The organism is Streptomyces sp. NPDC092369 (genome assembly GCF_044755245.1).
Taxonomy (GTDB): domain Bacteria; phylum Actinomycetota; class Actinomycetes; order Streptomycetales; family Streptomycetaceae; genus Streptomyces.
This window is the reverse complement of the sequence record NZ_JBIVQP010000004.1, coordinates 810,252-835,929: the sequence shown is the minus strand read 5'-3', so window position 1 is coordinate 835,929 and position 25,678 is coordinate 810,252. Positions and strand designations below refer to the sequence as shown.

At 69.4% G+C, this 25,678-nt stretch carries 24 protein-coding genes; 12 read left to right on the top strand and 12 right to left on the bottom strand.

The genetic code is table 11. The features are described 5' to 3' along the window. Window positions 1-138 precede the first annotated feature (138 nt). From ACIQI8_RS27790 to ACIQI8_RS27765, 6 genes are all read left to right on the top strand, one after another. Complete coding sequence (locus tag ACIQI8_RS27790) at window positions 139-879, top strand: SDR family oxidoreductase (RefSeq protein ID WP_402355696.1); 741 nt, start codon at window positions 139-141, stop codon at window positions 877-879. A gap of 102 nt (window positions 880-981) precedes the next feature. Further along, complete coding sequence (locus tag ACIQI8_RS27785; protein WP_402355694.1) at window positions 982-1,119, top strand: hypothetical protein; 138 nt, start codon at window positions 982-984, stop codon at window positions 1,117-1,119. A gap of 189 nt (window positions 1,120-1,308) precedes the next feature. Further along, the gene (locus ACIQI8_RS27780) at window positions 1,309-1,545 is read left to right on the top strand and encodes a hypothetical protein (RefSeq protein ID WP_402355692.1); all 237 of its coding nucleotides are present in this window, start codon (window positions 1,309-1,311) and stop codon (window positions 1,543-1,545) included. Between the two features lie 93 nt (window positions 1,546-1,638). Beyond that, window positions 1,639-2,337, top strand: coding sequence for a TetR/AcrR family transcriptional regulator (locus ACIQI8_RS27775; RefSeq protein WP_402355690.1), 699 nt, complete (start codon window positions 1,639-1,641; stop codon window positions 2,335-2,337). A gap of 61 nt (window positions 2,338-2,398) precedes the next feature. Then, the gene (locus ACIQI8_RS27770; RefSeq protein WP_402355688.1) at window positions 2,399-3,139 is read left to right on the top strand and encodes an SDR family oxidoreductase; all 741 of its coding nucleotides are present in this window, start codon (window positions 2,399-2,401) and stop codon (window positions 3,137-3,139) included. A gap of 53 nt (window positions 3,140-3,192) precedes the next feature. Further along, window positions 3,193-4,092 (top strand): SDR family oxidoreductase, encoded by a 900-nt coding sequence (locus ACIQI8_RS27765; protein WP_402355686.1) that lies wholly within the window; start codon window positions 3,193-3,195, stop codon window positions 4,090-4,092. Window positions 4,093-4,170: 78 nt separating this feature from the next. Here the strand turns inward: ACIQI8_RS27765 and ACIQI8_RS27760 are convergent, their stop codons facing one another. The 4 genes from ACIQI8_RS27760 to ACIQI8_RS27745 all read right to left on the bottom strand — a co-directional run bounded on the left by ACIQI8_RS27760 (window position 4,171) and on the right by ACIQI8_RS27745 (window position 8,388). After that, complete coding sequence (locus ACIQI8_RS27760) at window positions 4,171-5,133, bottom strand: PfkB family carbohydrate kinase (protein WP_402355684.1); 963 nt, start codon at window positions 5,131-5,133, stop codon at window positions 4,171-4,173. Then, on the bottom strand, window positions 5,130-6,608 hold the full coding sequence (locus ACIQI8_RS27755; protein ID WP_402355682.1) for a purine-cytosine permease family protein: 1,479 nt from the start codon (window positions 6,606-6,608) through the stop codon (window positions 5,130-5,132). The genes ACIQI8_RS27760 and ACIQI8_RS27755 overlap by 4 nt, the downstream gene beginning before the upstream one ends. A gap of 71 nt (window positions 6,609-6,679) precedes the next feature. Beyond that, on the bottom strand, window positions 6,680-7,672 hold the full coding sequence (locus ACIQI8_RS27750; protein ID WP_402355680.1) for an ADP-ribosylglycohydrolase family protein: 993 nt from the start codon (window positions 7,670-7,672) through the stop codon (window positions 6,680-6,682). Continuing rightward, complete coding sequence (locus tag ACIQI8_RS27745) at window positions 7,669-8,388, bottom strand: GntR family transcriptional regulator (RefSeq protein ID WP_402355678.1); 720 nt, start codon at window positions 8,386-8,388, stop codon at window positions 7,669-7,671. Before ACIQI8_RS27745 ends, ACIQI8_RS27750 begins: the two co-directional genes overlap by 4 nt. 109 nt (window positions 8,389-8,497) lie before the next feature. Between ACIQI8_RS27745 and ACIQI8_RS27740 the strand changes: the two genes are divergently transcribed. Further along, on the top strand, window positions 8,498-10,123 hold the full coding sequence (locus tag ACIQI8_RS27740) for an MFS transporter (protein ID WP_402355676.1): 1,626 nt from the start codon (window positions 8,498-8,500) through the stop codon (window positions 10,121-10,123). 124 nt (window positions 10,124-10,247) lie between these two features. Continuing rightward, window positions 10,248-10,736, top strand: a complete 489-nt coding sequence (locus tag ACIQI8_RS27735) for a winged helix-turn-helix transcriptional regulator (protein WP_402355674.1) — start codon at window positions 10,248-10,250, stop codon at window positions 10,734-10,736. An 18-nt stretch (window positions 10,737-10,754) separates the two neighbouring features. Here ACIQI8_RS27735 and ACIQI8_RS27730 read toward each other — a convergent pair whose 3' ends face one another. From ACIQI8_RS27730 to ACIQI8_RS27715, 4 genes are all read right to left on the bottom strand, one after another. Beyond that, window positions 10,755-11,093, bottom strand: a complete 339-nt coding sequence (locus ACIQI8_RS27730; protein WP_402355672.1) for an inner-membrane translocator — start codon at window positions 11,091-11,093, stop codon at window positions 10,755-10,757. A gap of 62 nt (window positions 11,094-11,155) precedes the next feature. Next, window positions 11,156-13,126: a potassium transporter Kup gene (locus ACIQI8_RS27725; RefSeq protein WP_402355670.1), complete on the bottom strand. Its 1,971-nt coding sequence runs from the start codon at window positions 13,124-13,126 to the stop codon at window positions 11,156-11,158. A 160-nt stretch (window positions 13,127-13,286) separates the two neighbouring features. Then, on the bottom strand, window positions 13,287-15,884 hold the full coding sequence (rph, locus tag ACIQI8_RS27720) for a rifamycin-inactivating phosphotransferase (protein ID WP_402355668.1): 2,598 nt from the start codon (window positions 15,882-15,884) through the stop codon (window positions 13,287-13,289). Between the two features lie 371 nt (window positions 15,885-16,255). After that, entirely contained in the window at window positions 16,256-16,834 is a 579-nt protein-coding gene (locus tag ACIQI8_RS27715; protein ID WP_402355666.1) for a dihydrofolate reductase family protein, read from the bottom strand. A gap of 282 nt (window positions 16,835-17,116) precedes the next feature. On the opposite strand from ACIQI8_RS27715, the gene ACIQI8_RS27710 reads away from it, so the two are divergent. Beyond that, window positions 17,117-17,434: a hypothetical protein gene (locus ACIQI8_RS27710; RefSeq protein ID WP_402355664.1), complete on the top strand. Its 318-nt coding sequence runs from the start codon at window positions 17,117-17,119 to the stop codon at window positions 17,432-17,434. Between the two features lie 231 nt (window positions 17,435-17,665). Here ACIQI8_RS27710 and ACIQI8_RS27705 read toward each other — a convergent pair whose 3' ends face one another. Next, a complete protein-coding gene (locus ACIQI8_RS27705; RefSeq protein WP_402355662.1) occupies window positions 17,666-18,739 on the bottom strand; it encodes an alkene reductase in 1,074 nt (357 codons plus the stop codon). 158 nt (window positions 18,740-18,897) lie between these two features. Here ACIQI8_RS27705 and ACIQI8_RS27700 point away from each other — a divergent pair, with 158 nt between their 5' ends. Beyond that, window positions 18,898-19,293, top strand: a complete 396-nt coding sequence (locus ACIQI8_RS27700) for a MerR family transcriptional regulator (protein ID WP_402355660.1) — start codon at window positions 18,898-18,900, stop codon at window positions 19,291-19,293. 10 nt (window positions 19,294-19,303) lie between these two features. On the opposite strand, the gene ACIQI8_RS27695 is transcribed toward ACIQI8_RS27700, so the two are convergent. Both ACIQI8_RS27695 and msrA read right to left on the bottom strand, forming a co-directional pair. Continuing rightward, window positions 19,304-19,711 (bottom strand): VOC family protein, encoded by a 408-nt coding sequence (locus ACIQI8_RS27695; RefSeq protein WP_402355658.1) that lies wholly within the window; start codon window positions 19,709-19,711, stop codon window positions 19,304-19,306. Window positions 19,712-19,790: 79 nt separating this feature from the next. Next, window positions 19,791-20,312 carry a peptide-methionine (S)-S-oxide reductase MsrA gene (msrA, locus tag ACIQI8_RS27690; protein WP_402355656.1) on the bottom strand — a complete coding sequence of 174 codons (522 nt, stop codon included), beginning with the start codon at window positions 20,310-20,312 and terminating at the stop codon, window positions 19,791-19,793. Window positions 20,313-20,526: 214 nt separating this feature from the next. Here msrA and ACIQI8_RS27685 point away from each other — a divergent pair, with 214 nt between their 5' ends. Further along, window positions 20,527-21,384, top strand: a complete 858-nt coding sequence (locus tag ACIQI8_RS27685; protein WP_402355655.1) for a DMT family transporter — start codon at window positions 20,527-20,529, stop codon at window positions 21,382-21,384. Between the two features lie 215 nt (window positions 21,385-21,599). Continuing rightward, window positions 21,600-24,149: a discoidin domain-containing protein gene (locus ACIQI8_RS27680; protein WP_402355653.1), complete on the top strand. Its 2,550-nt coding sequence runs from the start codon at window positions 21,600-21,602 to the stop codon at window positions 24,147-24,149. An 83-nt stretch (window positions 24,150-24,232) separates the two neighbouring features. Here ACIQI8_RS27680 and ACIQI8_RS27675 read toward each other — a convergent pair whose 3' ends face one another. Continuing rightward, window positions 24,233-25,432 carry a beta-1,3-glucanase family protein gene (locus tag ACIQI8_RS27675; RefSeq protein ID WP_402355651.1) on the bottom strand — a complete coding sequence of 400 codons (1,200 nt, stop codon included), beginning with the start codon at window positions 25,430-25,432 and terminating at the stop codon, window positions 24,233-24,235. Between the last annotated feature and the right edge of the window lie 246 nt (window positions 25,433-25,678).

Below are 25,678 nucleotides of genomic sequence, written 5' to 3'. Positions count from 1 at the left end.
CCGGCGTGCTCTCCGAGTCGATCGTGGCCCAGCTGGACCTATGTTCGGCTGGGCCTCCGCCGACGCTCTTTCGCCGCTCTCACGGTGCCAATCTCGATATTGCTGCTCGTCAGCCATGAAGAGAAACCGGAGAATCGCATGACCACCACCTCAACGTCGAAGATCGTCCTGGTGACCGGAGCCAGCAGTGGCATCGGCGAGGCCACCGCAAGGGCTCTCGCCGCCGCCGGGCACCACGTCGTACTCGGTGCCCGCCGGGTCGACCGGCTGGCGGAGATCGCCGACAGCATCAAGGCCGCCGGCGGGTCCGCCGACCACTCCGAGCTCGACGTGACGAGCCTGGACAGCGTGAAGGCCTTCGTGAGCACGGCGCACGAGCGCCATGGGCGGATCGACGTCCTGGTCAACAACGCCGGCGTCATGCCGTTGTCGCCCCTGATCATGGGCCTGACGGACGACTGGGACCGGATGATCGACGTCAACGTACGCGGCGTGCTGCACGGCATCGCGGCGGCGCTGCCCCTCATGAAGGCCCAGGGCTCCGGGCACTTCGTCAACGTCTCCTCCACGCTGGGGCACGAGGTGTCGCCCACCACGGCCGTCTACAGCGCGACCAAGTACGCGGTGCGGGCCATTTCCGAGGGCATCCGCAAGGAGAACAGCGATGTCCGCGTGACCGTCGTCAGCCCTTCCTTCGTGGAGTCGGAGCTGATCCAGGGCGGCGACCCCGGCACCATGGCGTGGGTCCAGGGGATGGCGGACAAGCTGGCGCTGCCCACAGTCGCCATCTCCGATGCCATCGTCTATGCCGTGAGCCAGCCCGAGCAGGTCGACGTGGGCGAGCTCGTGATCCGCTCGGTTCTCGACGCCGCCGTCTGACGATCGCCGACTACCGACTCCCCGCGCCCCTCACCTTGCGGAAGACCAGCTCCGGACACCCGGGGTGGGCCCGTCCAAAAGGGGCGCGGGACGGTCGCACAGGTGCAGGTCGAAGAAGGCGAGCAGGACCTCGCACTGCACGGGAGCGAACGGCGCCATTCCGGCGAACCGATGAACGCGGCGATCAGCTCGGCTGTCGCGCCGATCCGTGCCGCGGCCTGCGGGAGCAGCGACTCGTAGTCGGCGAGGGAGAAGTGCGCGGATCCGCTCAGGCGGAGGAAACGACGCCAGCCGCACAGGTGGGGCCAGGTGTTCAGCCAGGTCGTGCCGTCGGCTCGGTCCGCTCCGAGCAGCAGGAAGGGTCCGTCCGGTCCACGGGTGAGGACGTCTCCGAACAGGCTCCCGTCGAGGTTCGCCCCGGCGCGGAAGATGAACAGCTGGATCAAGCAGACCACCGGCGGCGATCCCGACAGGATCGCGTCGGGCTACAAGCCCACCGGTTCGGTCGCGGAGTCCGGCTCCTCGGTCGCCTTCATCGCCCCGTTCGCGGTCGCACCGGCCACCGACACGGCAGGCCAGGCGTGGCTGGACGGCTTGGACCACTGCTCCCGTAGCCGGTCCGGGCCTCCGCGCTCGGCCCGCGGGAAGCGGCGCCCGTATCCCTGATTACCTCGGGATACGGGCGCCGCCACGTCCGCCCGCATCACCGATAACAGATGACTGTTGCCATCGATAACAGCACCTGTTATCGTCGATTACATGGATACGAGATCAGCGCTAATCGAAGCGGCGGCGGAGCTGCTCGCACACTCCCCCAGCGGCGACGTGTCGACCCGCGCGATCAGCGAGGCCGCGGGCGTGCAGCAGCCGGTGCTGTACCGACTCTTCGGTGACAAGAACGGACTGCTCACGGCCACGGTCGACTACGTGTGGGACCAGTACCTGGGCAGCAAGCGGGCCGCCGAGAAGTCCCCGGACCCACTGCAGGACCTGCGGACGGGCTGGGACAGCCACACCGCCTTCGCGCTGGCCCACCCCAACGCCTACAGGCTGATGTTCTCCTCAGCCCTGAGCGAGGAGCCCGAGTCCGCGGCGGAGGCCATGCGCATCCTGCGCGAGGTGCTCGACCGGCTCGCTCAACAGGGTCGCCTGCGCGTCGCACCGGACGTGGCCGCACGCATGGTGATGTCCGCCAACACGGGCGTCGCCCTCGCCCTGATCACGCGTCCCGCCCTGTACCCGGACCTGGATCTCTCCGTCATGGTCCGCGACGCGATCCACCGGGACATCCTCCTCGACCCCGCCGCGGACACCGCCACGCACGACGCGCGACAGGCGGCCGCCACCACGCTGCTTGCCTCGGCGGACGAGTTCACGCCCCAGCCCTTCACGCCCGCCGAGTCCGCCCTGCTCAAGCAGTGGCTGGCACATCTGGCGGGACCCGGCCGGAGCAGCTGACCCGCCCGAACCGCACCGCCGCCGCTTCCCCCCGATCGACAACAACACCGAAGGAAACGTCATGAGCAACGACACCACCAACCGTGTAGCCCTCGTCACCGGCGCCTCCGGCGGCATCGGCCGCGCGGTCGCCGAACGCCTCGCGGCCGACGGCATCGCCGTCGGCGTGCACTACGCCGGCAACAAGACCAAGGCCGACGAGACCGTCGCCGCCATCACCTCGGCCGGCGGCCGGGCCGTCGCGGTCAGCGGCGACGTCGCCGACGAGCACGCCATGTCCGCCGCCTTCGACACCGTGGAGCGGGAGTTCGGCGGCATCGACGTGGTCGTCAACACGGCCGGCATCATGCTCCTCTCCCCCATCGCGGACCTGGACCTCGACGACCTCGACCGCATGCACCGCACCAACATCCGCGGCACCTTCGTCGTCTCCCAGCAGGCGGCCCGGCGCGTGCGCGGCGGCGGCGCGATCATCAACTTCTCCACCTCCGTCACCCGTCTCCAGTTCCCGTCCTACGGCGCCTACGTGGCGAGCAAGGGCGCGGTCGAGGCCATGACGCTCGTCCTGGCCCGGGAGATGCGGGGCAAGGACGTCACCGTCAACGCCGTGGCACCGGGCCCGACGGCCACGCCGCTGTTCCTCGACGGCAAGGACGAGACCACGATCGCGAACCTGTCCAAGGCGGCGCCGCTCGAGCGCCTGGGCACCCCGCAGGACATCGCGGAGACGGTGGCCTTCCTCGCCGGCCCGGCCCGCTGGGTCAACGGGCAGATCCTCTACACCAACGGCGGCATCGCCTGACCGTCCTTCAACGCCACCTCACGCCCCTCCACACCCCCAAGGAGACAGAAGCCATGAGCAACATCGTCGTCATCACCGGCGCCTCCAGCGGATTCGGCGCCCTCACCGCCCGCGCCCTCGCGGACGCCGGCCACATCGTCTACGCCGGAATACGGCAGACCACCACACGCAACGCCGCACAGGTCGAGGCCGCCGCCGAGTACAGCAGGGAACACGGTGTCGACCTGCGTTCCGTCGAACTCGACGTCACCTCACAGGAATCCGTCGACGCCGCGATCAGGCAGATCCTCGACGAGCACGGCCGTATCGACGTCCTCATCCACAACGCCGGCCACATGGTCACCGGACCCGCCGAGGCCTTCACTCCCGAACAACTCGCGGACCTGTACGACGTGAACGTCCTGTCGACCCAGCGCGTCAACCGCGCCGCCCTGCCCGCCATGCGCGAGTCCGGCCGGGGCCTGGTGGTCTGGGTCTCCAGCAGCAGTGTGAAGGGCGGCACCCCGCCCTACCTCGCGCCGTACTTCGCGGCCAAGGCGGCCATGGACTCCCTCGCCGTCAGCTACGCGGCCGAACTGGCCCGTTGGGGCGTCGAGACGACCATCGTGGTGCCCGGCTCGTTCACCAGCGGCACCAACCACTTCGCCCACTCCGGCCGTCCCGCGGACAAGGACGTCGAGGCCGAGTACGAGACCAGGTACGCCGGTCTCGTCGGCCAAGTCGCCCAGAAGCTCGCCGCGTTGGCCCCCGAAGGCGCCGAGGCATCCCTGGTCTCCGACGAGATCACGCGCATAGTCGGGCTGCCCGCAGGGCAGCGCCCCTACCGGGTCACCATCGACCCCGCGAACGACGGGTCCGAGGAGGTCTCGGACGTCGCCGACCGCATCCGGCGTGAGTTCCTGACCCGCGTCAACCTCGCCGACCTGCTCACCGTCCACCCGGTGAACAGCTGAGACCGAGGAACCACTGACGTACGCGGACGCGGCGCCACCCACGGACGACCGGTCACCCGCAACGCACGGTGTCCACGGCTACGCAGAGCCGAGAAGCAGCCCGGCGAGGGGATCCTCCCCCAGGAACGCCGACAACTCGGCCCGGTTCGGTGCGGTGGCGGGACCGCGACGGGTCACCGCGAACGCCGCTACGGCGTTGGCCCCTCGGGCGGCCGTCAGCGGATCGTGCCCCTGACCGAGCAGGGCGAGAAACCCACCGACATGCGCGTCACCCGCGCCGTTGCTGTCCACCGCCTCCACCGGGAATCCGGGTACATGGACCGGCGCACCGTCGGAAGCGGCCAGCCAGCACCCATCCTTGTCGGCCCTCACGAGCACGCCCGCGCCCGCTGACAGCCTCGCGCGCAGCGCGTCCGCCGCGGCGTCCGGTTCCGCGTGACCGCTCATCAGCCGGGCCTCCCGAGCATTGACGCTGAGCCAGTCGGTGCGCGCGAGCACCGGAGCGAGGACGTGGTCGGGGATGTCGGCCACGAGAGGACCGGGGTCGAGACAGAGGGTGACGTCAGCCGGAAGGGAGGCCGTGAGGCCGGCCAGCAAGGGTCCGTTGCCGGGCAACACCATTGCGTAGCCGGAGAGTTGGAGCAGGTCACCGCCGCTCAGCCCCGCGGCGATCGTCCGGGTGTCGGCGGAGGTGAGATCGGTTTCGACGCCGAAGCTGGTGACGAAGGTCCGTTCGCCCCCGTCGTCGACCAGGGCGACGGTGAAGCCCGTGTCGGAGCCTGCACGAACGGGCAGCAGGGTCGCGATGCCTTCGGCGGCGAGGGCCGCACGGACGAGGTCGCCGTAGGGGCCGGTGCCGTGGAGACCGGCGAAGACGGCCCGCGTGCCGAGGCGCGCGGCAGCGGCCAGGGTGTTGAATCCGCCGCCCGCGGTGGTCTCGGTGCGGGTGCCGAGGACGTCACCGCCGCGTTCGGGCAGCGCCGGCACCTCGATGACCAGGTCCGCGAGGACGTTTCCGGCGAGGACCAGACGGCCGCTCATCGTGCGGCCTCCTGAAGGGCTTCGGACGAGACGGAGGAGGAATCGGCAGCCAGGGAACTGCCACGGGGGCCGCACACCGCGTAGACAGCGCCGGCGACGACCATGGCGATGGCCCAGCCCAGCCCGTTCGCACCGAACCAGGTGTCGGACAGGGGGCCCGCGAACCAGACGTCGTCGGCGCTGGTCGACGCCTTGGTGAACAGCAGTCCGGCCACGATGGCCCCGGCCCAGCCCAGCACGGCGGGCAGGTGGAAACCGCCCGTGTACCAGTAGCGGCTGGTGCTGCGGGTATCCATGATCGCCTCGGGGTCGTAGGTACGGCCGCGCAACGAGTCCACCGCGACCACGCCGATCCACGCGGAGATGGGCACGGCCAGCAGGGTGAGGAAGGTGGAGAACGGACCGTAGAAGTCGTCGGTGATCAGTATGAAGTAGATGCCGCCCGCGAACATGAGCACCACGTCGAAGGTGACGGCGAGGGCACGCGGGACGCGCAGGCCCAGGGTGATCATCGTCAGTCCGGCGGAGTAGGTGGAAAGGTGGTTCGACATGAGCAGCCCGCCGAAGGCCGCGATGAGATAAGGGATCGCCATCCAGGAGGGCAGCATGGCGTTGATCGCCGCGACCGGGTCGGAGGAGGTCGCCAGCGTCCCGTCCCCCGCGGCGAGCAGTGAGCCCAGCGAGATCAGCAGGACTAGGGGGATGCCGGCGCCGAACGCCGAGGCCACCACCAGTCGTCGGCCCGGGATACCGCGGGGCAGGTAACGGGCGTAGTCGGCACCGGCGTTGGCCCAGCCGATGCCCGTGCCCGCGGCGATGAACCCGATGCCCGCCACGACTCCGCTGGTAGCGCCGGCCGAAGTGTCGAGCACCCGGGTCCAGTCGACGGTGGCGACGAGGAAGCCCATCACGATCAGGTTGAGGACCCCGAAGACGACGGTGGCCCACTTGTTGATCCACATGATGGTCGCGTGACCGAGGCCGCTGATCAGCAGGGTGCAGGTGATGAAGAACAGCAGGCATACGAGCGTCAGGACGGTGCCTCGGCCGACGCCGAACGCGGTGTTCAGCAGGGCCAGCAGCGCGTACGCCGCCGTAGTGGTGGTGATGGTCTCCCAGCCGACCCGGCTCAGCCAGGTGATCAGCGTCGGGCCCGCGTTGCCGCGCTGGCCGAAGACCGCGCGGGAGAGCGTGAGCGCGGGCGCGCCGCCCTTCTTGCCGGCGAGGCTCAGGGCTCCTACCAGGGCGAAGGAACCGAAAGAGCCGAGGACCGCGACGAGCGCCGCCTGCCAGATGTTCAGGCCGCGGAACGCCACCAGGGTGGTGCCCAGTGGCAGCCCGAGGATGCTGATGTTGGCGGCGAACCACGTCCAGAACATCTGTCCGGCGTGGCCGTGGCGCTCGCTGTCGGGGACCGGTTCGATCCCCCGGGTCTCGATGGTGCCGACGCGATCGTTCGTCTTCGAAGCGGTCATGACGGAACCTCCTTGCGGGTGCGGAGAGCGCGGATTGCAGAAGGGAGTCGGGAGGAAGGGGAGGGAGGTGTTCAGCGCAGGGTGAGCAGGCGGGCGGTGAGGGGTTCCAGTTCCAGGGAGTTGACGGTGCGCAGGGTGCGTACGGCGTCCGCGGGCAGCCCCGACAGACCGGTGACCGAACCGGCGACGGCGCCCGCGATGGCCGCGATGGTGTCGCTGTCGCCGCCGAGGTTGGCGGCGAGCAGTGCGGCCCGCCAGGGTTCGCCGTCGGCGACGGTGAGCACCGCGAACGCGGCGGGCACCGACTCCTGGCTGGCGACGCTGGTGCCGACGAGGTCGACGATCAGGTCCAGCGCCTCGGCCTCCGGCAGGTCGCGCACCAGGCTGCGTACCCACTCGATGCGGGCGGCGATGTCCGCACCGGCCACCCAGTGCCCGCGCCGGGCGCCGGCGCGGGCGGCGGTCACGGCTGCGGCGACGGCCTCGTCCAGCGAACCCCCACCCACTCCGGTGCTCACCGCGGCCGCGACGGCGGCGGCGCCCGCGATCCCCACGTTCGTGTCGTGGGTGACCTGGCAGGACTCCACGACGTGGTCGAGGAAGGGCTCGAGCGGCTCGGCGGCGAAGGCGATTCCGACCGGGGTGACCCGCATCGCGGCGCCGTTCGTGGTGCCGGTGCGGCCGGCCTCCGTGACGGAGGCGCCGGCGGCCACCGCGTCGAGTGCGGCCTTCGTGGACGGGCCCAGCAGGTCGAAGGAGCCCTTGGCCTTCATCTCCTGCTCCCAGGCGAGCAGTTCGTGGGCCAGGCGCAGCGGGTCGATCCGGCCGCGGCCCTCGTCGATGAGGCGTCCGACGATGACGGCCTGGTCGGTGTCGTCGGTGACGGATCCGGCGGGCATACCCGCGCTGACCGGGTTGTCGGGGCGGGCGGGCTCGAAGCCGGTGAGGGTGCCGTAGACGCGGACGACGTCCTGCCTGGACATCACCTGGGTGGGCATGCCGAGGGCGTCACCGAGGGCGAGTCCGTAGTAGGCGCCGAGAGCGCGGTCCAGTCGGTCGGTCACTGTCGTCCTCCTCGACCGGAACGTACGTGCAGTTCGAATCGGGCGGGGTCGAGCAGGCTGGTGACCTGTTCGACGACCGAGCCGTCGGCCGCCCGGTAGACCTGGGTCAGCCGCAGGAAGGACTCACCGGGCGAGCGGCGCAGTGTCTGCGCCTCGGCCGCGTCGAGCCCGCGCACCGACACCACGCCCTCCCCGGATTCGGTGATGCGGCCGGCGCCGACCAGGACCCGGCTGAGCGAGCCTTCCTCAAGGCCGCGCTCGGGCAGGCCCGCGAGGTTCCCGGTGGCCGGGACCCGGCTGTGCTCCAGCGACACGCCGTGGCCGTCGGGAAGCCGTCTGACCCGGTCCAGCGCTATGAACGCGTCGGACGCGAGTCCCAGCCCGGCCGCCAGTTCCGGGTCGGTGACCTCCTCGAAGCGCAGGGTCTCGGTCGTCAGTTCGGTGCCCTGCTGGGCGAGTGCCCTGGTCCAGCCGAGCCGGTGGTCGAGCGGGGTTCCGTCGAAGGTGACGAAGGAGCCGATGCCCGCGTGGGTGGCGATGAGGCCCTCTTCGCCGAGCGCCTGAAGCGCCTGCCGCAAGGTGGTGCGGCTGACCCCGAAACGCTCTCTGAGCGAGTGCTCCCCGGGGAGCTTGCTGCCGTCCGCGTGCACGCCCGAGCGGATCTCGTCGGCGAGGACGCGGGCGATGCGGTGATGCTTGTGAACCTGTCCAGGCATGTCTAGACAGTAAGTGAACAAGTCTGCGAGGTCCATAGAGGCACGGGAACGGCAAAGAGCTCCTCTCCTGACTTCTGCCTAGCAAAGTCAGGCTGCTATGGTCCTGGCTATGCCTACACAAAGTCAGAAGTCGGCAGGCCCGGACTCCCGGACCGCCCCACCTCCCCCCGGGTCCCAGGAGGGAGGGGCCGTTCCCCGCCGGTGGCTCGGCCTGATGGTGGTGTGCCTCGGCGTGATGATGGCGTTCGTCAACATCACCGGCACCATCTCGGCGCTCGGCCGCATCCAGGCCGACCTGCACATATCGGCGGCCACCCTGGTGTGGCTAACCAGTGCCTACAGCCTGGCCGTGGTGAGCCTGGTGATGTCCGCGGGGACTCTGGGCGACCTGATCGGACGGCGGCTGACCTTCATCCTGGGCGCGGTCGTCTTCACCGCCGGCAGCCTTCTCGCCTTCGTCGCCGACAGCCCCGGAACCCTCATAGCCGCACAGGCGGTCATGGGCGTGGGAGGCGCGGCCGTACTGCCGTCCAGCCTCACGATCGTGAGCACCACCTTCACGGATCCGCACGAACGCACCACCGCCATCAGCGCCTGGGCGGCTTGTTCGGGCCTCGGCCTGGCCGTCGGCCCCCTGATCGCCGGCGTCCTGCTGGAGCACTTCTCCTGGCACTCGGTCTACCTCACCAACCTCCTCGTCGGCGCCCTGGCCGCCGCGCTCGCGCCGGTGTTCGTGCACGAGAGCAAGCACCCCTCGCGCCGCCTGGACCTGGCGGGCGTGCTGCTGGGCACGGTGACCCTGGCCTCCGCCACCTACGCGATCATCCAGGGCGGCGCGAGCGGCTACGCGGAGCCTCGGATCATCACCATGTACGTGGTCTTCGCCGTGTCGGCGGCCCTTTTCGTACGGGTGGAGCTGCGGCACGCGGACCCGATGCTCGATCTGCGTCTCTTCCGCAGCGCCTCGTTCAGCGCGGTGATGGGCGTGGCCGCCGCGGCCATGTTCGGGTTCGTCGGGGTGGCGCTGCTGAGCGTGCTGTACATGCAGCGCGCCCGTCAGTACACGACCCTCGGTGTCGGCGTGCGGCTGCTGGTCCTGTTCGTCACCTTCATCGCCGTCAGCGCCGTCGCACCGCGCCTGGTGCGCCGGTTCGGGTTCACCCCGGTACTCACCGTGGGCCTCGTGGCCATGGGCGCCGGCGCGCTCGCGCTCCTCTCGGTGGGCCCCTTCGACGGGTACGGCGCCATGTGGCCGGGCCTCCTCGTGGCGGGCATCGGCGGCGGACTGCTGGTCGCCCCGTCGTCCGCGGCCGCCGTCAGCAGCGTCCCCGCACTGCAGGCCGGAATGGCTGCATCGGCGATCAACATGGCCCGTCAGCTCGGGAACGTCCTCGGCCCCAGCGTGCTCGGCACCATCGTCACCACCCGCTTCCCCGACAACCTGCGCGGGCGTCTCGTCGACGCCGGGATTCCCGGCCCGGACGCCGACCGCGTCGTGGCGGGCGCGGCGCACGGGGGCGGCGGGGCCGGACTGCCCGCGTCCCTCGCCCGGACCGTCACCGAAGCCGTGCCGCAGGCGTTCACGGACGCCGTGCACCGAGGACTGCTCGTGGGCGGCATCACCCTGCTGGTCGTGGCCGTCCCGTCCGCGCTCTTCGTACGCCATCGGCTGCCGAGCGCGCCGACCCCTGTCGCTCTCAACAACCTTGAATCCAAGGCGAGTCAGAGCGGCTGAGTGTCTCTGCGGGGGACGCGTGCCGACGTCCGCCCGGACAGGGCTGCCCAAGCCGGGCGACGGTCCGGACGTCGGCACGCACCCGTGACTTCGCCCAGCAATAGTCAGCAGGTAGGCTGCTCCCATGGATGACCTGTCGAAGCGCCCAGACGCGCTCTCCCTGGCCAACTGCCCGGTCTCCCGCACGCTCGAGGTGGTCGGCACCCGCTCGTCCCTGCTCATCCTCCGCGAGGCCTTCTTCGGAACCCGTCGGTTCCAGGACTTCACCGAGCGGGTGGGCATCGGCGAGGCCGCCACGGCAGCCCGCCTCAAGGACCTCACCGCCTCCGGATTCCTCGAGAAGGTGCCGTACCAGGAACCCGGCCAGCGCAAGCGCTTCGAGTACCAACTCACCGACAGGGGGCGGGACTTCTTCGCCGCCATCATGTCCCTGCGCGACTGGGGCGAGACCTGGGTCTCCGAGGGACACCGGGCCCCGTGGCGCTTCATGCACCGGGACTGCGGCGCGGAGGTCCACACGGTGACGCGCTGCTCCGCCGGTCACGACGTGCACGCGGAGGACTGCGTCGCCGTGCGGGAACCGCGGCCCGCAGCCGCCGAGAAGGCCTCCTGACGGGCGGACCGGTCGAGCTCAGGGCCAGGCCGACACGACGGTGCCCGTGAGGATCACACACAAGGTCAGTTGGATGGTTCCGGTGACACGGTTGCCGACCCTCAGCAGGAGTACGCCCGTGACACCGGCGGCCAGGGCGAGAGTGCCCCAGCACCACACCGGCGTCCAGTCCGTCGGCGCCGGCTCCACCGTTCTCCGTCCGGCGCCGCCATCCCCCTGGCCCAGCCCGTGCACGGCCATCACGATGGCCGCCAGACACGCGGCCATCGCGTCCGCCATCAGGACGAGCAGCAGCAGGCAGCCGCCGGTTTCGGCATCGGACCAGCCGGAGGTGCGCGGTTCGGCAGGTGGGGACATGCCCCTACTGTCGTACGGAACCCACCCCTCCGAACCGGCCGTGGGCAAGCCGTCGGCAGCGCCTACACCTCGATGTGCGAGCCCATGATGACCGTGCGGTCCTGGGGCAGACCGAAGTGCTCGGCGGCGTCGGCCGTGATGTAGGAGGTGGCGATGAAAAGGCGTTTGCGCCAGGGCGCCATCGTCGGTTCCTTGCCGCGCTGGAGCTCGATCTTCGACAGGAAGTAGGACGCCTGCTCCAGGTGCAACGGCCCCTCGGTCTGTGCCGGATCCACCAACGCCAGGGTGCCGGGGACGTCCGGTGTCTCGACGTATCCGAACCGGGCGGTGACGTGGATGATCCCGTCGTCGCCGTAGCCGAGACCGTCGACGGTGATCCGCTGGTCGTCCGGGACGCGGGGCACCGGCTCGGTCTCGATGGACAGGATCACGACCTGCTCGTGCCGTACGTGGTTGTGTTCCACGTTGGCGCGCATGGCCAGGGGCGCCGTTTCCTTGCCGCGGTTGAGGAAGACGGCCGTGCCGGGGACTTCCAGCACCGGCCGTTCCCCGCCGCGGAGTTGGTCGACGAACTCGCGCAGGGAACCTTCGTGGCGCACTCGTTCGGCGGTGACGATGGCGCGGCCGCGCTGCCAGGTCGTCATGACGGTGAACGCGGTGAGGCCGATCAGCAGGGGCAGCCACGCGCCGTGGACGAGCTTGGTCAGGTTGGCCGCCACGAACAGCAGGTCGACGGTGAGCAGCAGGGTCGCACCGGTCGCGATGAGCCAGACGGGGGTGCCCCACTTCGCGCGGGCGACGTAGAAGAACAGCAGGGTGGTGATGGTGATGGTGCCGGTGACCGCCATGCCGAAGGCGAAGGCCAGCGCCGTGGAGCTGCGGAAGGCGAAGACCAGGGTGAGGACGGAGACCATCAGCAGCCAGTTGATCCAGGGGACGTAGATCTGGCCGATGGTGGACTCGGAGGTGTGCGCGATCCGCAGCCTCGGCAGATAGCCGAGCTGGGCCGCCTGGGAGGCGACCGAGTACGCGCCGGTGATCACCGCCTGGGAGGCGATCACGGTGGCCGCCGTGGCCAACAGGACCATCGGCCACCGTCCCCAGTCGGGTACGAGCAGGAAGAACGGGCTGCTGATGTTGTCCGGATCTTCGAGGATCAGCGCGCCCTGGCCGAAGTAGCTCAGGACGCAGGCGGGGAAGACGAGGAACAGCCAGCCGCGCGTGATGGCGCGGCGGCCGAAGTGCCCCATGTCCGCGTAGAGCGCCTCCGCGCCGGTCACCGCGAGCACGATCGCGGCGAGCGCGAAGAAGGAGATGCCGAAGTGGCCGAAGAGGAAGCCCAGCGCGTAGCTCGGCCACAGCGCCCGGAGGATGTCCGGGTGGTCGGTGATGCCGACCACCCCGCACGCGCCGATGACGGTGAACCAGAGGATCATGATGGGGCCGAACACCCGGCCCACCGCCGCGGTTCCCCGGCGCTGCACCAGGAACAGCAGCACGATGATCACCGCGGTGATGGGCACGACCGCACTGCCCAGCGACGGCTCGACGACCTTGAGCCCCTCGACCGCGGACAGCACCGAGATGGCCGGGGTGATCATGCTGTCGCCGAAGAACAGCGAGGCGCCGAAGATGCCAAGTCCGGCCAGGATCACGGCAGTTCGCCCGCCGTGCTGTGAACTCCAGCGCCGCAGCAGGGTGATGAGCGCCATGATGCCGCCCTCGCCCTCGTTGTCGGCGCGCATCGCCAGCAGGATGTAGGTGACCGTGACGATGACCGTCACCGACCAGAAGATCAGTGACACCACGCCGTACACGTTCTGCGTGCTGACCGGGACGGGGTGCGGGTCACTCGGGTTGAACACGGTCTGCAGGGTGTAGATCGGGCTGGTCCCGATGTCGCCGAAGACCACGCCGAGAGCGCCGATCACCACGGCGAGCCGCACCGTGTCCCGCGCACTCGACCGGCGCCCTTCCGGTGGCCGCGTCGCCGTCGCTTCGTCCGCGGTGCCCTCGTCCCCACGATCCGCCATGGTGATCCTCCTCCTCGCGGACCGCGGTGGCGCGGGCCCGGTGCGTCGCAGCGGACACTACCGACGCACCGACCCGATCTCCCGCAGGGGTGTGCCGTTTCGTCGCGAACACGGTCGGGGCGGCTTCTCCGTGCGGTCGATCAAGACGGGATGCCGGCGGTCAGGAGAGGATCTCGACGTACCCGTCGCTTCCGTGCACGCGGATCCGCCGGCCGTCCCGGATCAGTCGCGTGGCCCCCTCCACGCCCACGACGGCCGGCAGACCGTACTCCCTGGCGATCACCGCGCCGTGGGTCATCAGCCCGCCCACCTCCGTCACCAGGCCCGCGACGGCGACGAACAGCGGCGACCAGCTGGGGTCGGTGAAGGTCGTGACCAGGATGTCGCCCGCTTCGAGATCGGCGTCCGCCATGTCGAGGACGACGCGGGCCCTCCCCTCGATGGTCCCGGCGGACACCGCGAGTCCGACCAGCGCGTCGGCCGGCACGTCCTCGCGCCGGTAGGACCCGCTGACGGCCAGACCGTCGGAGGTGAGCACCCGGGGCGGGGTGAGCGCGTGGTACGACCGGAACGCGTCCTTGCGCTGCTGGACGAGCCGGCCGTCCACCTGGTGCGAGCGCACGGCTTCGCGCAGTTCCTGGAAGGTGAGGTAGAAGACGTCGTCCCGCTCAGGAAGCACGCCTTCCCGCACCAGACGCTCGGCCTCCCCCAGCAGGGCCCGCTTGTAGACGAAGTAGCGGCAGACGATGGCGTACTTCGGATACTCCCGGTATCCGATGAAGGTGCGCACCCGGTCGATCATCCGCTTGGTCTCGTCGGCTTTCCGCTCCCCGTCCGGCAGAGCCCGCAGGCGGGTCAGAACGTCCTGTTCCTTCTCCCGCGCCTTGTGCAGCCCTTCCTCGAAGCGCCGCTCGGCGGCGCCCGGTCGGAAGTTCCTGACGTTGTCGAGGATCACCGGTACGAGCGTGGAGGGGCGCTCGCGCCAACGCGGCCTCGTGATGTCGATCTCGGCGACACAGCGCATGCCGTACCGGTCGAGGTAGGCCTCGATGGCGTCGCGGGCCTCGGTCCCGCCCGCGAGCTTCGGCAGTTCGTCAAGGAAGTCGTCGTCCTCGACGCCCCGCAGGAACGCCACCACTTCCGGATGCGGCCGGATGACGTCGGCGACGTCGAGCAGCGCGAGTCCCATCTCGGATGTGATGTTGTCGGGGGCGGACAGCGTGAGCGTGTCCGCGGCGTTCTTCTCGCCCAGCCACTCCCCCAGGTTGTCGTTGAGCCACCAGGTGGACTCCATCCCCGCCATGATCGCCTGGATGTTCAGCGGGTCACCGACGACCCTCTTGTGCTCCTCGAAGGCCTCCAGCAGGAAGTCGAACAGCGCCGGTCCGCTCTTGGTGCTGATCTCGCGCTCCAGGGCGGCGATGGAGGTCCGGCTGTGCTCGATCAGCTGGGTGACGACGGCCGGGTCGGTCTCGATGGGCGTGGGGCCACCGCCGACCGGCGGCCCGCCGGGAACCGTGTCCGGGAGCGACGGGACGAAGTCGTCACTCTCCAGGACGGTCTCCAGTGCGTCCCTGACCAGCGGATCCCCTCGCCCCATGAGGTCCAGGAGGCCGGAGCGGCTCGCGGGCGCGGCCAGGCGCCGGGTGACGTCGACGAAGAGTCTCCCGCCGGCCTCGTGCATCGGCACCATGGCCGTCAGCCGCCACATGGACAGCCCCAGCGGCTTCATGGGGTCGGTCATCATCTGCTGGTGGCCGACGGAGACGTAGACGTGGTTGTCCTCGTCGCCGGACTCGGGGACGGGGTACAGCGTCGTGATCGGCCGGCTCTGCACGATCTGGAAGTCCCCGTCGACCAGGCACCATTCGATGTCCTGCGGGCTTCCGAAGCGCGCTTCGATGTCCCGCCCGAGACCTACGAGTCGCACGGCCTGAGCGTCCGTCAGCGCCGGCTCCTCCTGGCGCTGCGAGTCGACCGTCACCTCCCGGGTACCGCCGGCCGGAAGGGCCCGCACGGCACGCTGCTTGGCGGCGATCGCCCTGGCGACGACCTCGCCGTCCCGCACCTTGAAGACGTCCGGGTTCACCAGGCCGGAGACCAGAGCCTCGCCCAGCCCGAACCCGGCGTCCACGGTCGCGACCTTGCGGTCACCGGTGACGGGGTCGGCCGTGAACAGCACGCCCGAGGCGTCCGGGAACACCATCCGCTGCACGACCACGGCCATGTGGACCGTGCGGTGGTCGATGCCGTTGCGCAGACGGTAGGCCACGGCCCGCTCGGTGAACAGCGAGGCCCAGCACCGGCTGACGTGTTGAAGGACCGACTCCGGCCCCACCACATTCAGATACGTGTCCTGCTGACCGGCGAAGGAGGCCGTCGGCAGGTCCTCCGCTGTCGCACTGGACCGGACGGCATACGCGGCCTGCTCGCCGAACCGGACGAGCGCGCCGGTGATCGCCGCCGCGAGATCGACCGGGACGGCGATCTCTTCGACGGCCCGCCGGATCTGTGCGCTCAGCGTGCCGATCGCCTCCCGGTCGTCGGCGCTCAGGCGCGACAACCGGTCGAGCAGATCGTCGATCGCCGGGGCTTCCGCCATGATCCGCCGGTACGCGTCCGTGGTCACGCAGAACCCGGCCGGTACGCGGATGCCGTCGATCCGCGACAGATCGCCCAGGTGCGCGCCCTTGCCGCCGACGACCGCGACCTGCGTCTTGTCGACCTCCTGTAGATCACGCACGTACCGCTCGGTCATCGCGACACCTCCGCTGCGGCCGTGTGTCGTCGCACTGCCGATCCGACCCCTGGTCCGACGTCACCGCGTCCCTCGGACGTCGCCAACACTCGCACGTCGTGCCCTCATTTCCGCAGGTTGTGGCCTTGGCCGACGATTCTGCGCTGCGACCGGGGCCTTGCCGCAAGCCCCCTACTGCGCTATAACTTGAGACAGGCAAGGAGATGCGTCTCCTTGCCTTCGTCATTTCCCGCGCGCCGAACTCGACCTCTTGCGGCCGGAATCCGTCGATCGCCGGTTCCGTCAGGCGCTCGGCCCGGGCAGTGCCTTCCAGGTGCCGACTTGCACGCGCTCTGAGTTGGCCCCTCCGGGTAGCCAGTGCGCGTGGCTGTTCAGCCGTGCAGGGTCGGACGGTAGACGAGTTCCTGGATGCCGCCTTCGAACGTCCTGTGCTCGAGCAGTTCCAGGTCGAAGTCGGCCGCGCCCTGGAAGATCGGAGCCAGCCCGGTCCGACCGGTGATGACGGGGAAGATCGTCACCTGGAGGCGGTCGACCAGGCCGGCGGCCATCAGCGCCCGGTTCATGGAGAGGCTGCCGTGCGAGCGCAGCGGCACCTCGGACTCCTTCTTGAGCGCGGCGACGACGTCGACGGCGTCACCGTTCGCGACGACCGCGTCCGCCCAGTCGAGAGGCTCCTTGAGCGTGGTCGACACCACCGTCGCCGGCAGGTTCAGCATCCGCGTGACCCACGGGTCGTGCACCTCGGAGTCCTCGGTGCTCGCGGCCAGCATCTGCACGAACTCCCGGTGCGTGGTGGCCCCGAAGACCATCCGCTGCTCCTCGCGGTACTGGTCGAGGCGATGGTCGAGGAACTCGGGGCCCTGCTTGCCCCAGTAGCCGGTCCAGTCGCCTTCGGCGGCACCGAAGCCGTCGAGGCTGGAGAAGACGTCGAAGGTGTAGGTGGTGGTCATGTCGCTCTCCCGAACCTGAAGTGCCGTCCAAAGCCTGTCGGGGATACAGACCGGCGATCACGTCGAGACTCATCGTTCGTCGAGGCGCCTGTTCGGGAGGGCCGAGAACTGTCTCGGGAGTGAGCCCGAGGCCGTCTCGGGAGGGGGCCCGAAAGCCGTCTCGGGAGGGGTCCCGAGCGGTGCCGTCTAGAAATGGCGAGCGGGATTCCGCCTTGAAACTGGAGGTCCATGATGAGCACGACCATGCGCCGGCGAGCCACGACGACTGCCGTAACCCTCACCATGACAGGCGCACTGGGCTTCGGCCTGATGACACCGGTGGCATCCGCGGCCGCCCACGGGCCCTGCTACGACGGACGCTGCAAGATCACCGTGTCGGCGCCCAAGACCATCAAGGTCAACAGCCGCAAGTTCGGGTTCGCGAGCCTGAAGATCACGAGCGTCAGCTCCCGCTCGGTGAAGATGTCGGCCACCTCGGGTCGAGTGCATCTCAGCGGCAGCACCAGTCCGGGCGGCACCGTCCAGCTCAACAACCTGAAGGTCTGGGTGAAGTCGGTCTCCGGCCGCAAGGCCAAGCTTCAGCTCTTCCCCACTCGCTGAGCCGACGTCCCGGAGCACAGGACAGGGCCTGTCCCGCACCGAGTGCGGGACAGGCCCTGTGATCGAGCGCCGGGCAGGCCTTGCACCTGCATTTCCCCGCAGGAAGCGGGACGTCTTTCCTTGGACCACCGACGCAGCACCAGCTGACCGGAGTTGATGCGGTCAGCTCAAGATCCAGTGTATCCCACGGAAGTGCGCCGAGCAGACGCCTGCGGAGACCGCGCCTCGGAATCAGGCCGCGTACTGGTGCGCCCCGTAGGTCAGATAGCCCGCGTCACCACCCTGGTAGAACGTGGCCTCGTCGACGGGGGCGATGGGGAGACCGCCCCGCAGCCGCTCGACCAGGTCGGGGTTGGCGAGGAAGGCGCGGCCGAAGCTGATGAGATCGGCGCCCAGGCCGAGCCAGTGGTCGGCGTCGTCCCGGCCCGTCTGCTTGGGGCCCATGGGAAGCGTGGGGTTCATGACGAGGGTGCCCGGCCACGCCCGCCGCAGGGCCACGAGCAGTTCCTCGTCGGCGGTGGCTTCGAGGTGCACGTAGGCCGGCCCGAGGGGGGCCAGTTCCGTCAGCAGCGCCGTGTAGAGGTCGCGGACCTCTGTCTCCTCGACTCCCCAGAACGTCCCGCCCGGCGAGAGCCGGATGCCGGTCCTGTCCGCGCCGACGGCCTCGATGGTGGCGGCGACGGCTTCGACGGCGAACCTGATCCGGCCGGCGATCGGGCCGCCGTAGCGGTCCGTGCGCAGGTTGGCGTTGGACGAGAGGAACTGGGAGATCAAGTAGCCGTTGGCGCCGTGGAGTTCGACACCGTCGAAGCCCGCGTCCACGGCTCGGCGGGCGGCCTCGGCGTACGACCGCGCATGCTCGGGCACTTCGGCGGTGTCCAGCGCGCGGGGCGTCGGAGCGGGCTGGGGGCCGGTCGGGGTGAACACCTCGCCCACGGCGGCGACGGCCGAGGGCCCGACCGGCCGCAGACCGGTGGTGTCGGGGTGGGAGACCCGGCCGCCGTGCATGAGCTGGGCGAAGATGCGGCCGCCGTTGGCGTGGACGGCGGCGGTCACCGGGCGCCACGACTCGACCTGTTCGTCGGTGTGCAGCCCCGGTGTGCCCGGGTTGGACTGCCCGATCGCGTTCGGCTGCACCCCCTCGCTCACGATCAGCCCGGCCGTGGCCCGCTGGGCGTAGTAGGTCGCCATCGACGGCGTCGCCAGACCACCGGCAGCGGCCCGGACCCGGGTCATCGGGGCCATGACCGTCCGGTTGGGCAGGGTGAGACCGCCGAGCCGGTAGCTGGTGAACAGGGTCGTCATGTCAGGGCTCCTTCGCGTAGCCGCCGCACCCGCGTCTCGGGTACGGCGGCTACGCTAAAACCTCACACCGATGTCAGAGGCAAGGGCCTGTGACGCAGGACTCAGTGCGGAACCAGACAGGCAGAACCCGTCGGACAGAACCAAGCAGGGAGTACTTCGTGCGGATCGGCGAACTCGCGTCACGCTCCGGGGTCAGCGTCCGGTCCGTGCGCTACTACGAGGAACAGGGGCTGCTCACCAGCACGCGCAGCCCAAGCGGGCAGCGGCACTACTCGGACGACGAGGTCGAACGGGTCGCCTTCATCCAGGCGCTGTACGCCGCGGGCCTGTCCAGCCGTACCATCGCCGAGTTGCTGCCCTGCGTCGACGCACCCAGCGAGGAGAACTCCGACTCCGCGCTGGAGCGGATGGCGCTGGAACGAGAGCGGCTCTCCGCGCACATCGCGGACCTCGTGCAGACGAGGGACACCCTCGACACGCTGATGAGCAGGGCTCGGGCGCACCGCGAGCAACTGGTGAAGGCGACGACGAAAACAACGGCTGCGGCCGGCTGAAGCGTCCCTGTCACTCCTGCAGGTTCAGCTGCCAGGAGACCCCGAAGCGGTCGTTGACCCACCCGAACCTGGCGCTGAAGCCGTACGAGCCCAGGGGCATGAGCTCCGCGCCTTCCGCTGCCAGGGCGGTGTAGAGGCGGTCGAGTTCGGCCTCGGTCTCGCACTCCACGAACAGGGACACCGCCGGGGTGAACCCGAAGGCGTGGTTGACGTAGCTGTCGATGCACATGAACCGTTGGCCGGCGAGCGCGAACGTGGCCCGCTCGACCGTGCCTTCCTTGCCGGGGCCGTCGGCGCCGTAGCGGGAGATGTCGACGATCTCCGCGTCCTCGAACAGCGACATGTAGAAGGTCAGCGCCTCCTCGGCCCTGCCCTCGAACATCAGGAAAGTGGTGATCTTCTGTGGCGTCGAGGCCATCGCGCTGTCCTCCGGGTGCAGATTCCTGTTCCGTGGAGGACAACGCTAGGGCCGACCACTGACATCGGCGCGAGACGCGTCAGCCGGTCGTCGCCTCGGAGCGGCGCGGAAGCTTCCAGTTCGGGCGCGGGAAGTGGCAGGTGTAGCCGTCCGGGTAGCGCTCCAGGTAGTCCTGGTGCTCCGGCTCCGCCTCCCAGAAATCGCCCACCGGCTCGACTTCAGTGACCACCTTGCCGGGCCACAGACCGCTCGCCTCCACGTCGGCGATCGTGTCCAGCGCGACGCGTTGCTGCTCGGCGTCGGTGTAGTAGATCGCGGAACGGTAGCTGCGACCGATGTCGTTGCCCTGGCGGTTCTTCGTGCTCGGGTCGTGGATCTGGAAGAAGAACTCCAGAAGGTCCCGGTAGCTTGTCGCGGTCGGATCGAAGACGATCTCGATCGCCTCGGCGTGATCACCGTGGTTGCGGTAGGTGGCGTTCGGGGTGTCGCCGCCGGTGTATCCGACTCGAGTGGAGACCACGCCCGGCAGCTTGCGGATCAGATCCTGCATGCCCCAGAAACAACCGCCGGCCAGTACGGCTCGTTCGGTTCCCGCTGTCATCAGACACTCCTTCGTGGTCGAACCTTCGTCGACGTTATAACCAGACCGGGGGTACGGGTGTTCCCGCGCGCGTCGGTGCCGCACCGCATGACGACGAGAGTGCCTCACGTACAGCCATGACGACGAGAGTGCCTCCCGCTCGTTCGACGTCTACCGTGAAACACGGCCGTGTCGCTGCTCCCCCGAGCGCTCACCCCACCATGGACATGGAGTCGTGATGGTGCTCGCCGTGCTCTTCGCCGTTCTGGGCGCCGTCAGCAATGCGGTGGGGACGGCCTTTCAGCGGAAGGCCGCGTCGACGGTGTCGCGGGGCGGTGGCGTCCACCTGCTGCTCGCTCTCGTACGACGTCCCGCCTGGGCCATCGGTATCGCCGGAGTGACCGGTGCCGCGCTGTTCCAGGCGCTCGCCCTGGTCAACGGGCCGATGGCACTCGTGCAGCCCCTCTTCATGCTGGAACTGCCCTTCGCCCTGCTCATCGCGGCGCCGCTCATGCATCGGCGGCTGAGCTCGCAGGGATGGTGGGCGGTCGGCGGAGTGGTGGCCGGACTCGCCCTTCTCCTGGCCTCGGCGGCTCCGGCGGGGAACAGGGAACAGGCGTCCATGCTGCGCTGGATTCCGGTCCTGATCCTCACTCTGGGCGCGATCGTCACCGTGGTGCTGCTCGCACGGTCCTCGACCTCGCCACTGTTCCGTGCCGCCACCCTGGCGACGGGTTCCGCGATCGGCAACGCGCTGACCGCCGCGCTCATGAAGTCGGCCACGAGCCGTCTCGCCGACGCGGGCCTGCCGGCCTTCCTCACCACGTGGCAGACCTACGGCTTCGCGCTCACCGGCGTCGCGGCACTCCTGCTGCTGGAGAACTCGCTCCAGGCCGGTCCGCTCGCCGCGTCGCAGCCCGCGCTCACGGTCGGCGACGCGGCGGTGAGCCTCCTGCTGGGCGTCGCCCTGTTCGACGAAACGATCCGTACCGGCTGGTGGTTGCTGCCCGAGGCGATCGGCGCGGGTCTGATCCTCTGGGGTGTCGTGCGGCTGACGCGTGTGGTGCCCCACCTCGTCGACATCGTGCGCTGAGTCCCGGACGACACGTCAATACGCGCCCGGAGTGCAGGACTTGAAGGATTTCTGGTTCCGAGGGGTTGTCGAACAGGTGAAGTCATCAGTTAAATCAAGTCTTGAACTAAGCCATGGGCCGCCTTGTCACTCTATTCACCGACATGGCACCGCGCTGTCCAGGGGCGGTCCTTCACCTCCTTTCCAGAGGCACCTCACCCGCAGAGGAACATGGCATGAGACTCAGATCCTTGGGTGTCACGCTCGCCGCGACGGCAGCGTTGATCACCCTGCCCACCATCCAGCCACCGGCCGCTTCGGCCGCCGACACCAACCTGTCCCAGGGCAGAACGGCGACATCCTCCTCGACGGAGAACGCCGGCACGCCCGCGAGCTACGCGGTCGACGGCGACACCGGAACGCGGTGGTCCTCCGCCGCGACCGACGACCAGTGGCTGCAGGTCGATCTCGGGACCTCCGCGACGATCAGTCAGGTCGTCGTCAACTGGGAGACGGCCTACGGCAAGGACTACAAGGTCCAGGCCTCGTCCGACGGCAGCACGTGGACCGACCTGCAGTCCGTCACCGGTGGGGACGGCGGTCTCGACACGCTCGCCGTCTCCGGTCAGGGCAGGTACGTGCGACTGCAAGGTGTGCACCGGGCGACCCAATGGGGTTACTCCGTCTGGGAGTTCCAGGTCTTCGGCACCAACGGCACGACCCAGCCCGGCACCTGCTCGACCGCCAACTCCGCCCAGGGCAAAGCCGCTTCCGCCTCCTCGACGGAGAACGCCGGCACCCCGGCGTCCGCCGCGTTCGACGGCAACGACGCCACCCGCTGGTCCAGCCAGGCCTCGGACCCGCAGTGGCTGCGCGTCGACCTGGGATCGGCGCAGGACCTGTGCAAGGTGGATCTGAACTGGGAAGCCGCGTACGCCAGGGACTTCCAGATCCAGGCATCCAGCGACGGCACGAACTGGAACACGCTCAAGACCGTCACCGGCGCGACCGGCGGACGGGCCTCCTACGACGTCAGCGGTTCGGGGCGCTACGTCCGTGTCCTGGGGACCGCGCGTGCGACCGGCTACGGCTACTCGCTCTGGGAGTTCGCCGTCCACACCGGATCCGGTGGTACTCCCCCGGTCGAGGGCGGCGGTGACCTGGGTCCGAACGTGATCGTCGTGGACCCCTCCACACCCAACCTGCAGGCCAAGTTCGACCAGGTCTTCGCGCAGCAGGAGTCGGCGCAGTTCGGCTCCGGGCGCTACCAGTTCCTCCTCAAGCCGGGCACCTACAACGGCATCAACGCCCAACTCGGCTTCTACACCTCGATCTCGGGGCTCGGTCTGAATCCCGACGACACGCAGATCAACGGCGACATCACCGTGGACGCCGGCTGGTTCAACGGCAACGCGACGCAGAACTTCTGGCGTTCGGCGGAGAACCTCGCGATCACGCCGTCCAACGGCACCGACCGCTGGGCCGTGGCGCAGGCCGCGCCCTTCCGCCGTATCCACGTCAAGGGCGGCCTCAACCTCGCGCCCAATGGCTACGGTTGGGCCTCCGGCGGATACATCGCCGACTCGAAGATCGACGGCACGGTCGGTCCGTACTCGCAGCAGCAGTGGTACACCCGCGACAGTTCGGTCGGCGGCTGGACCAACGGCGTGTGGAACATGACGTTCACGGGTGTCGAGGGCGCCCCGGCCACCAACTTCGACACCGGCCCGTACACCACGCTGGACACCACTCCGGTCTCCCGTGAGAAGCCGTTCCTCTACCTCGACGGCAACGACTACAAGGTCTTCGTGCCCGGCAAGCGCACCAACGCGCGCGGTGTGTCCTGGCCCGCCAACGCCGGCGGGACCTCGCTCCCGCTGAGCCAGTTCTACGTCGTCAAGCCCGGCGCGACGGCCGCCACCATCAACACCGCGCTCGCCCAGGGCCTCAACCTGCTCTTCACGCCCGGCGTCTACCACCTGAACCAGACGATCAACGTCACCCGCGCCGACACCGTGGTTCTCGGCCTGGGCCTTGCCACGCTGGTGCCCGACGGGGGCGTCGACGCCATGCACGTGGCGGACGTCAACGGTGTCCGGCTCGCCGGATTCCTCATCGACGCCGGTGCCACCAACTCCGACACGCTGCTGCAGATCGGCCCCGCCGGCGCCGGCGCCGACCATGCGGCCGACCCGACCACCATGCAGGACGTCTTCGTCAGGATCGGCGGTGCCGGTCCCGGACTGGCCACCAACTCGGTGGTCGTGAACAGCGACGACGTCGTCATCGACCACACCTGGATCTGGCGCGCCGATCACGGCGACGGCGTCGGCTGGGACACCAACCGGGCCGACTACGGACTCAAGGTCAACGGCGACGACGTCCTCGCCACCGGTCTGTTCGTGGAGCACTTCAACAAGTACGACGTGCTCTGGAGCGGCGAGCGCGGCCGCACGATCTTCTTCCAGAACGAGAAGGCCTACGACGCGCCCAACGCCGCCGCCATCACCCATGACGGGATCGTCGGCTACGCCGCCTACAAGGTCGCCGACACGGTGAACGTGCACGAGGCCTGGGGTCTGGGCAGCTACTGCAACTACACGTCCGACCCGTCCATCGTCCAGCACCACGGCTTCCAGGTGCCCGTCAAGAGCGGGATCAAGTTGCACGACATACTGGTCATCTCCCTTGGCGGAAAGGGCCAGTACGCGCACGTCGTCAACGACACCGGGGCACCGACCTCCGGCACCGACACCGTCCCCTCGAAGATCACGCAGTTCCCGTGATCCGGGGCGGGTGATCCGCCGAGCCTGATCCGACCCGCTGCGGGCCGTCAGTCCTCCCTGCCGGCCCGCAGCACCGGCAGGCGTCAGAACGCGGACAGCGTCAGGGTGAAGCCGGTCGGGGCGGTGTCCTGGATGTAGGAGGCGAAGTCCGCCACGTCGTCGAAGGCGAAGCCGTAGGCCTTGCCGTCCTCGGTCGCCGCGTGGATCGCCTTCGCGTAATGATTGGTCAACTCGCCCTGGTAGAAGGCGGCGGGGTCGGTGGTCGGCTGGGTGGCGCTGCTGAGCAGTGTCGACCGGTTGAAGCCCGCGCCCAGGACCGCGGCGACCGGTCCTGTGGTGCCGTCGTTGGGTGCGGCGAGATTGCCGTCGCAGAAGAGGACGTCACGGGTGGTGGGCCTGGCGAAGGACACCGATGCCGGTCCGTCGAAGGTGAGGCGGTCGCCGCGCACACGGCCGGTGAACGTACCCGCGTTGGTGGTGACCTTGAGGTCCTTGCCCGTGTACGTGCTCCACACCTCGTCGATGTAGGGCGCGAAGTAGTCCTTGGCGAAGATGCCGGCGTCCAGGCCGTGACCGGGAGCGATGATGCGGGTGTCGTCGACGATCAGCGGGGCGAACTCCTCGATCTGCCTGACGGCGGCGAAGGCGGCGGCCCGGCCACCCGCGCGCAGGGTGCCCGTCGTCTGGTCCTTGTCGCCGGTGAGCCGGATGCTCATCGGCACACTGAACATGTCGACCATGGTGGTGTTGCAGAACATGCCGTCCGCGTTGCGCGTGAACTCCGCGCAGTCGTGCAGCACTCCGTAGTTGGGGTCCGACTCGACCCACCCGGCCGGGTACTGGAGGGCCGCGGCGCCGTTGCCGTCGGTCACGGCCTTGAACTTGAGCTTCTGACCCAGTGCCACATAGATGCGGCCCGACATGAACGGCAGGGACAGTGTGGTCGCTCCGCTGCCCTCAAGCGGGATCGCGTAGTCGGTGAAGCCGTCTGCGCCGTTGTCGGAGACCGCGATGGGGACGGCCTCGCCCCCGGGAGTGAGCCTGACCTGTTTGCCGTCCAGGTTGCCCACGACGTACAGGTGCACGGAGGCGTTGTCGAACGAGCCGCTGTTGTTGACGACGGTCAGGGGCAGTGCGCCGGCTGCCGCCGTGGTCCTGCCGCCCGACTGGTCGGCGAACGCGTGGGGGGCGATGGCGGCGATGGCCGGAGCGGCCACGGCCGCGCCGCCGAGGGCGAACATCATCTTGCGGCGGGTCAGGTTGCGCTGATGGCGGGGCGTCATGGCGAGAACTCACCTTGTCTGTGGGGGGCGTTCCGGTCGAGCCGTGACGGCACACCGCCCGCGTGTGGTCGAACCAAGACCTGAGAGCGCTCTCAGCCGCACGCCGTGTGCCGTCGACGGGCCCCGACGATACGCACGATCGTTGCTCCCGCCAACCGGAACGCGAAGACGGCAAACTCCGCTGACCTGCGGCTACTTGAGGGTCGGGCAGAAGTCCACGAACACATAAGGCGTGTTTAACGCGCG

Bases quoted from the DNA above. Each gene is read 5' to 3' on its own strand.
- ACIQI8_RS27790 (WP_402355696.1), top strand. From the start codon at position 139: ATGACCACCACCTCAACGTCGAAGATCGTCCTGGTGACCGGAGCCAGC.
- ACIQI8_RS27780 (WP_402355692.1), top strand. From the start codon at position 1,309: ATGAACAGCTGGATCAAGCAGACCACCGGCGGCGATCCCGACAGGATC.
- ACIQI8_RS27775 (WP_402355690.1), top strand. From the start codon at position 1,639: ATGGATACGAGATCAGCGCTAATCGAAGCGGCGGCGGAGCTGCTCGCA.
- ACIQI8_RS27770 (WP_402355688.1), top strand. From the start codon at position 2,399: ATGAGCAACGACACCACCAACCGTGTAGCCCTCGTCACCGGCGCCTCC.
- ACIQI8_RS27765 (WP_402355686.1), top strand. From the start codon at position 3,193: ATGAGCAACATCGTCGTCATCACCGGCGCCTCCAGCGGATTCGGCGCC.
- ACIQI8_RS27760 (WP_402355684.1), bottom strand. From the start codon at position 5,133: ATGAGCGGCCGTCTGGTCCTCGCCGGAAACGTCCTCGCGGACCTGGTC.
- ACIQI8_RS27755 (WP_402355682.1), bottom strand. From the start codon at position 6,608: ATGACCGCTTCGAAGACGAACGATCGCGTCGGCACCATCGAGACCCGG.
- ACIQI8_RS27745 (WP_402355678.1), bottom strand. From the start codon at position 8,388: ATGCCTGGACAGGTTCACAAGCATCACCGCATCGCCCGCGTCCTCGCC.
- ACIQI8_RS27740 (WP_402355676.1), top strand. From the start codon at position 8,498: ATGCCTACACAAAGTCAGAAGTCGGCAGGCCCGGACTCCCGGACCGCC.
- ACIQI8_RS27735 (WP_402355674.1), top strand. From the start codon at position 10,248: ATGGATGACCTGTCGAAGCGCCCAGACGCGCTCTCCCTGGCCAACTGC.
- ACIQI8_RS27730 (WP_402355672.1), bottom strand. From the start codon at position 11,093: ATGTCCCCACCTGCCGAACCGCGCACCTCCGGCTGGTCCGATGCCGAA.
- ACIQI8_RS27725 (WP_402355670.1), bottom strand. From the start codon at position 13,126: ATGGCGGATCGTGGGGACGAGGGCACCGCGGACGAAGCGACGGCGACG.
- rph (WP_402355668.1), bottom strand. From the start codon at position 15,884: ATGACCGAGCGGTACGTGCGTGATCTACAGGAGGTCGACAAGACGCAG.
- ACIQI8_RS27715 (WP_402355666.1), bottom strand. From the start codon at position 16,834: ATGACCACCACCTACACCTTCGACGTCTTCTCCAGCCTCGACGGCTTC.
- ACIQI8_RS27710 (WP_402355664.1), top strand. From the start codon at position 17,117: ATGACAGGCGCACTGGGCTTCGGCCTGATGACACCGGTGGCATCCGCG.
- ACIQI8_RS27705 (WP_402355662.1), bottom strand. From the start codon at position 18,739: ATGACGACCCTGTTCACCAGCTACCGGCTCGGCGGTCTCACCCTGCCC.
- ACIQI8_RS27695 (WP_402355658.1), bottom strand. From the start codon at position 19,711: ATGGCCTCGACGCCACAGAAGATCACCACTTTCCTGATGTTCGAGGGC.
- msrA (WP_402355656.1), bottom strand. From the start codon at position 20,312: ATGACAGCGGGAACCGAACGAGCCGTACTGGCCGGCGGTTGTTTCTGG.
- ACIQI8_RS27680 (WP_402355653.1), top strand. From the start codon at position 21,600: ATGAGACTCAGATCCTTGGGTGTCACGCTCGCCGCGACGGCAGCGTTG.
- ACIQI8_RS27675 (WP_402355651.1), bottom strand. From the start codon at position 25,432: ATGACGCCCCGCCATCAGCGCAACCTGACCCGCCGCAAGATGATGTTC.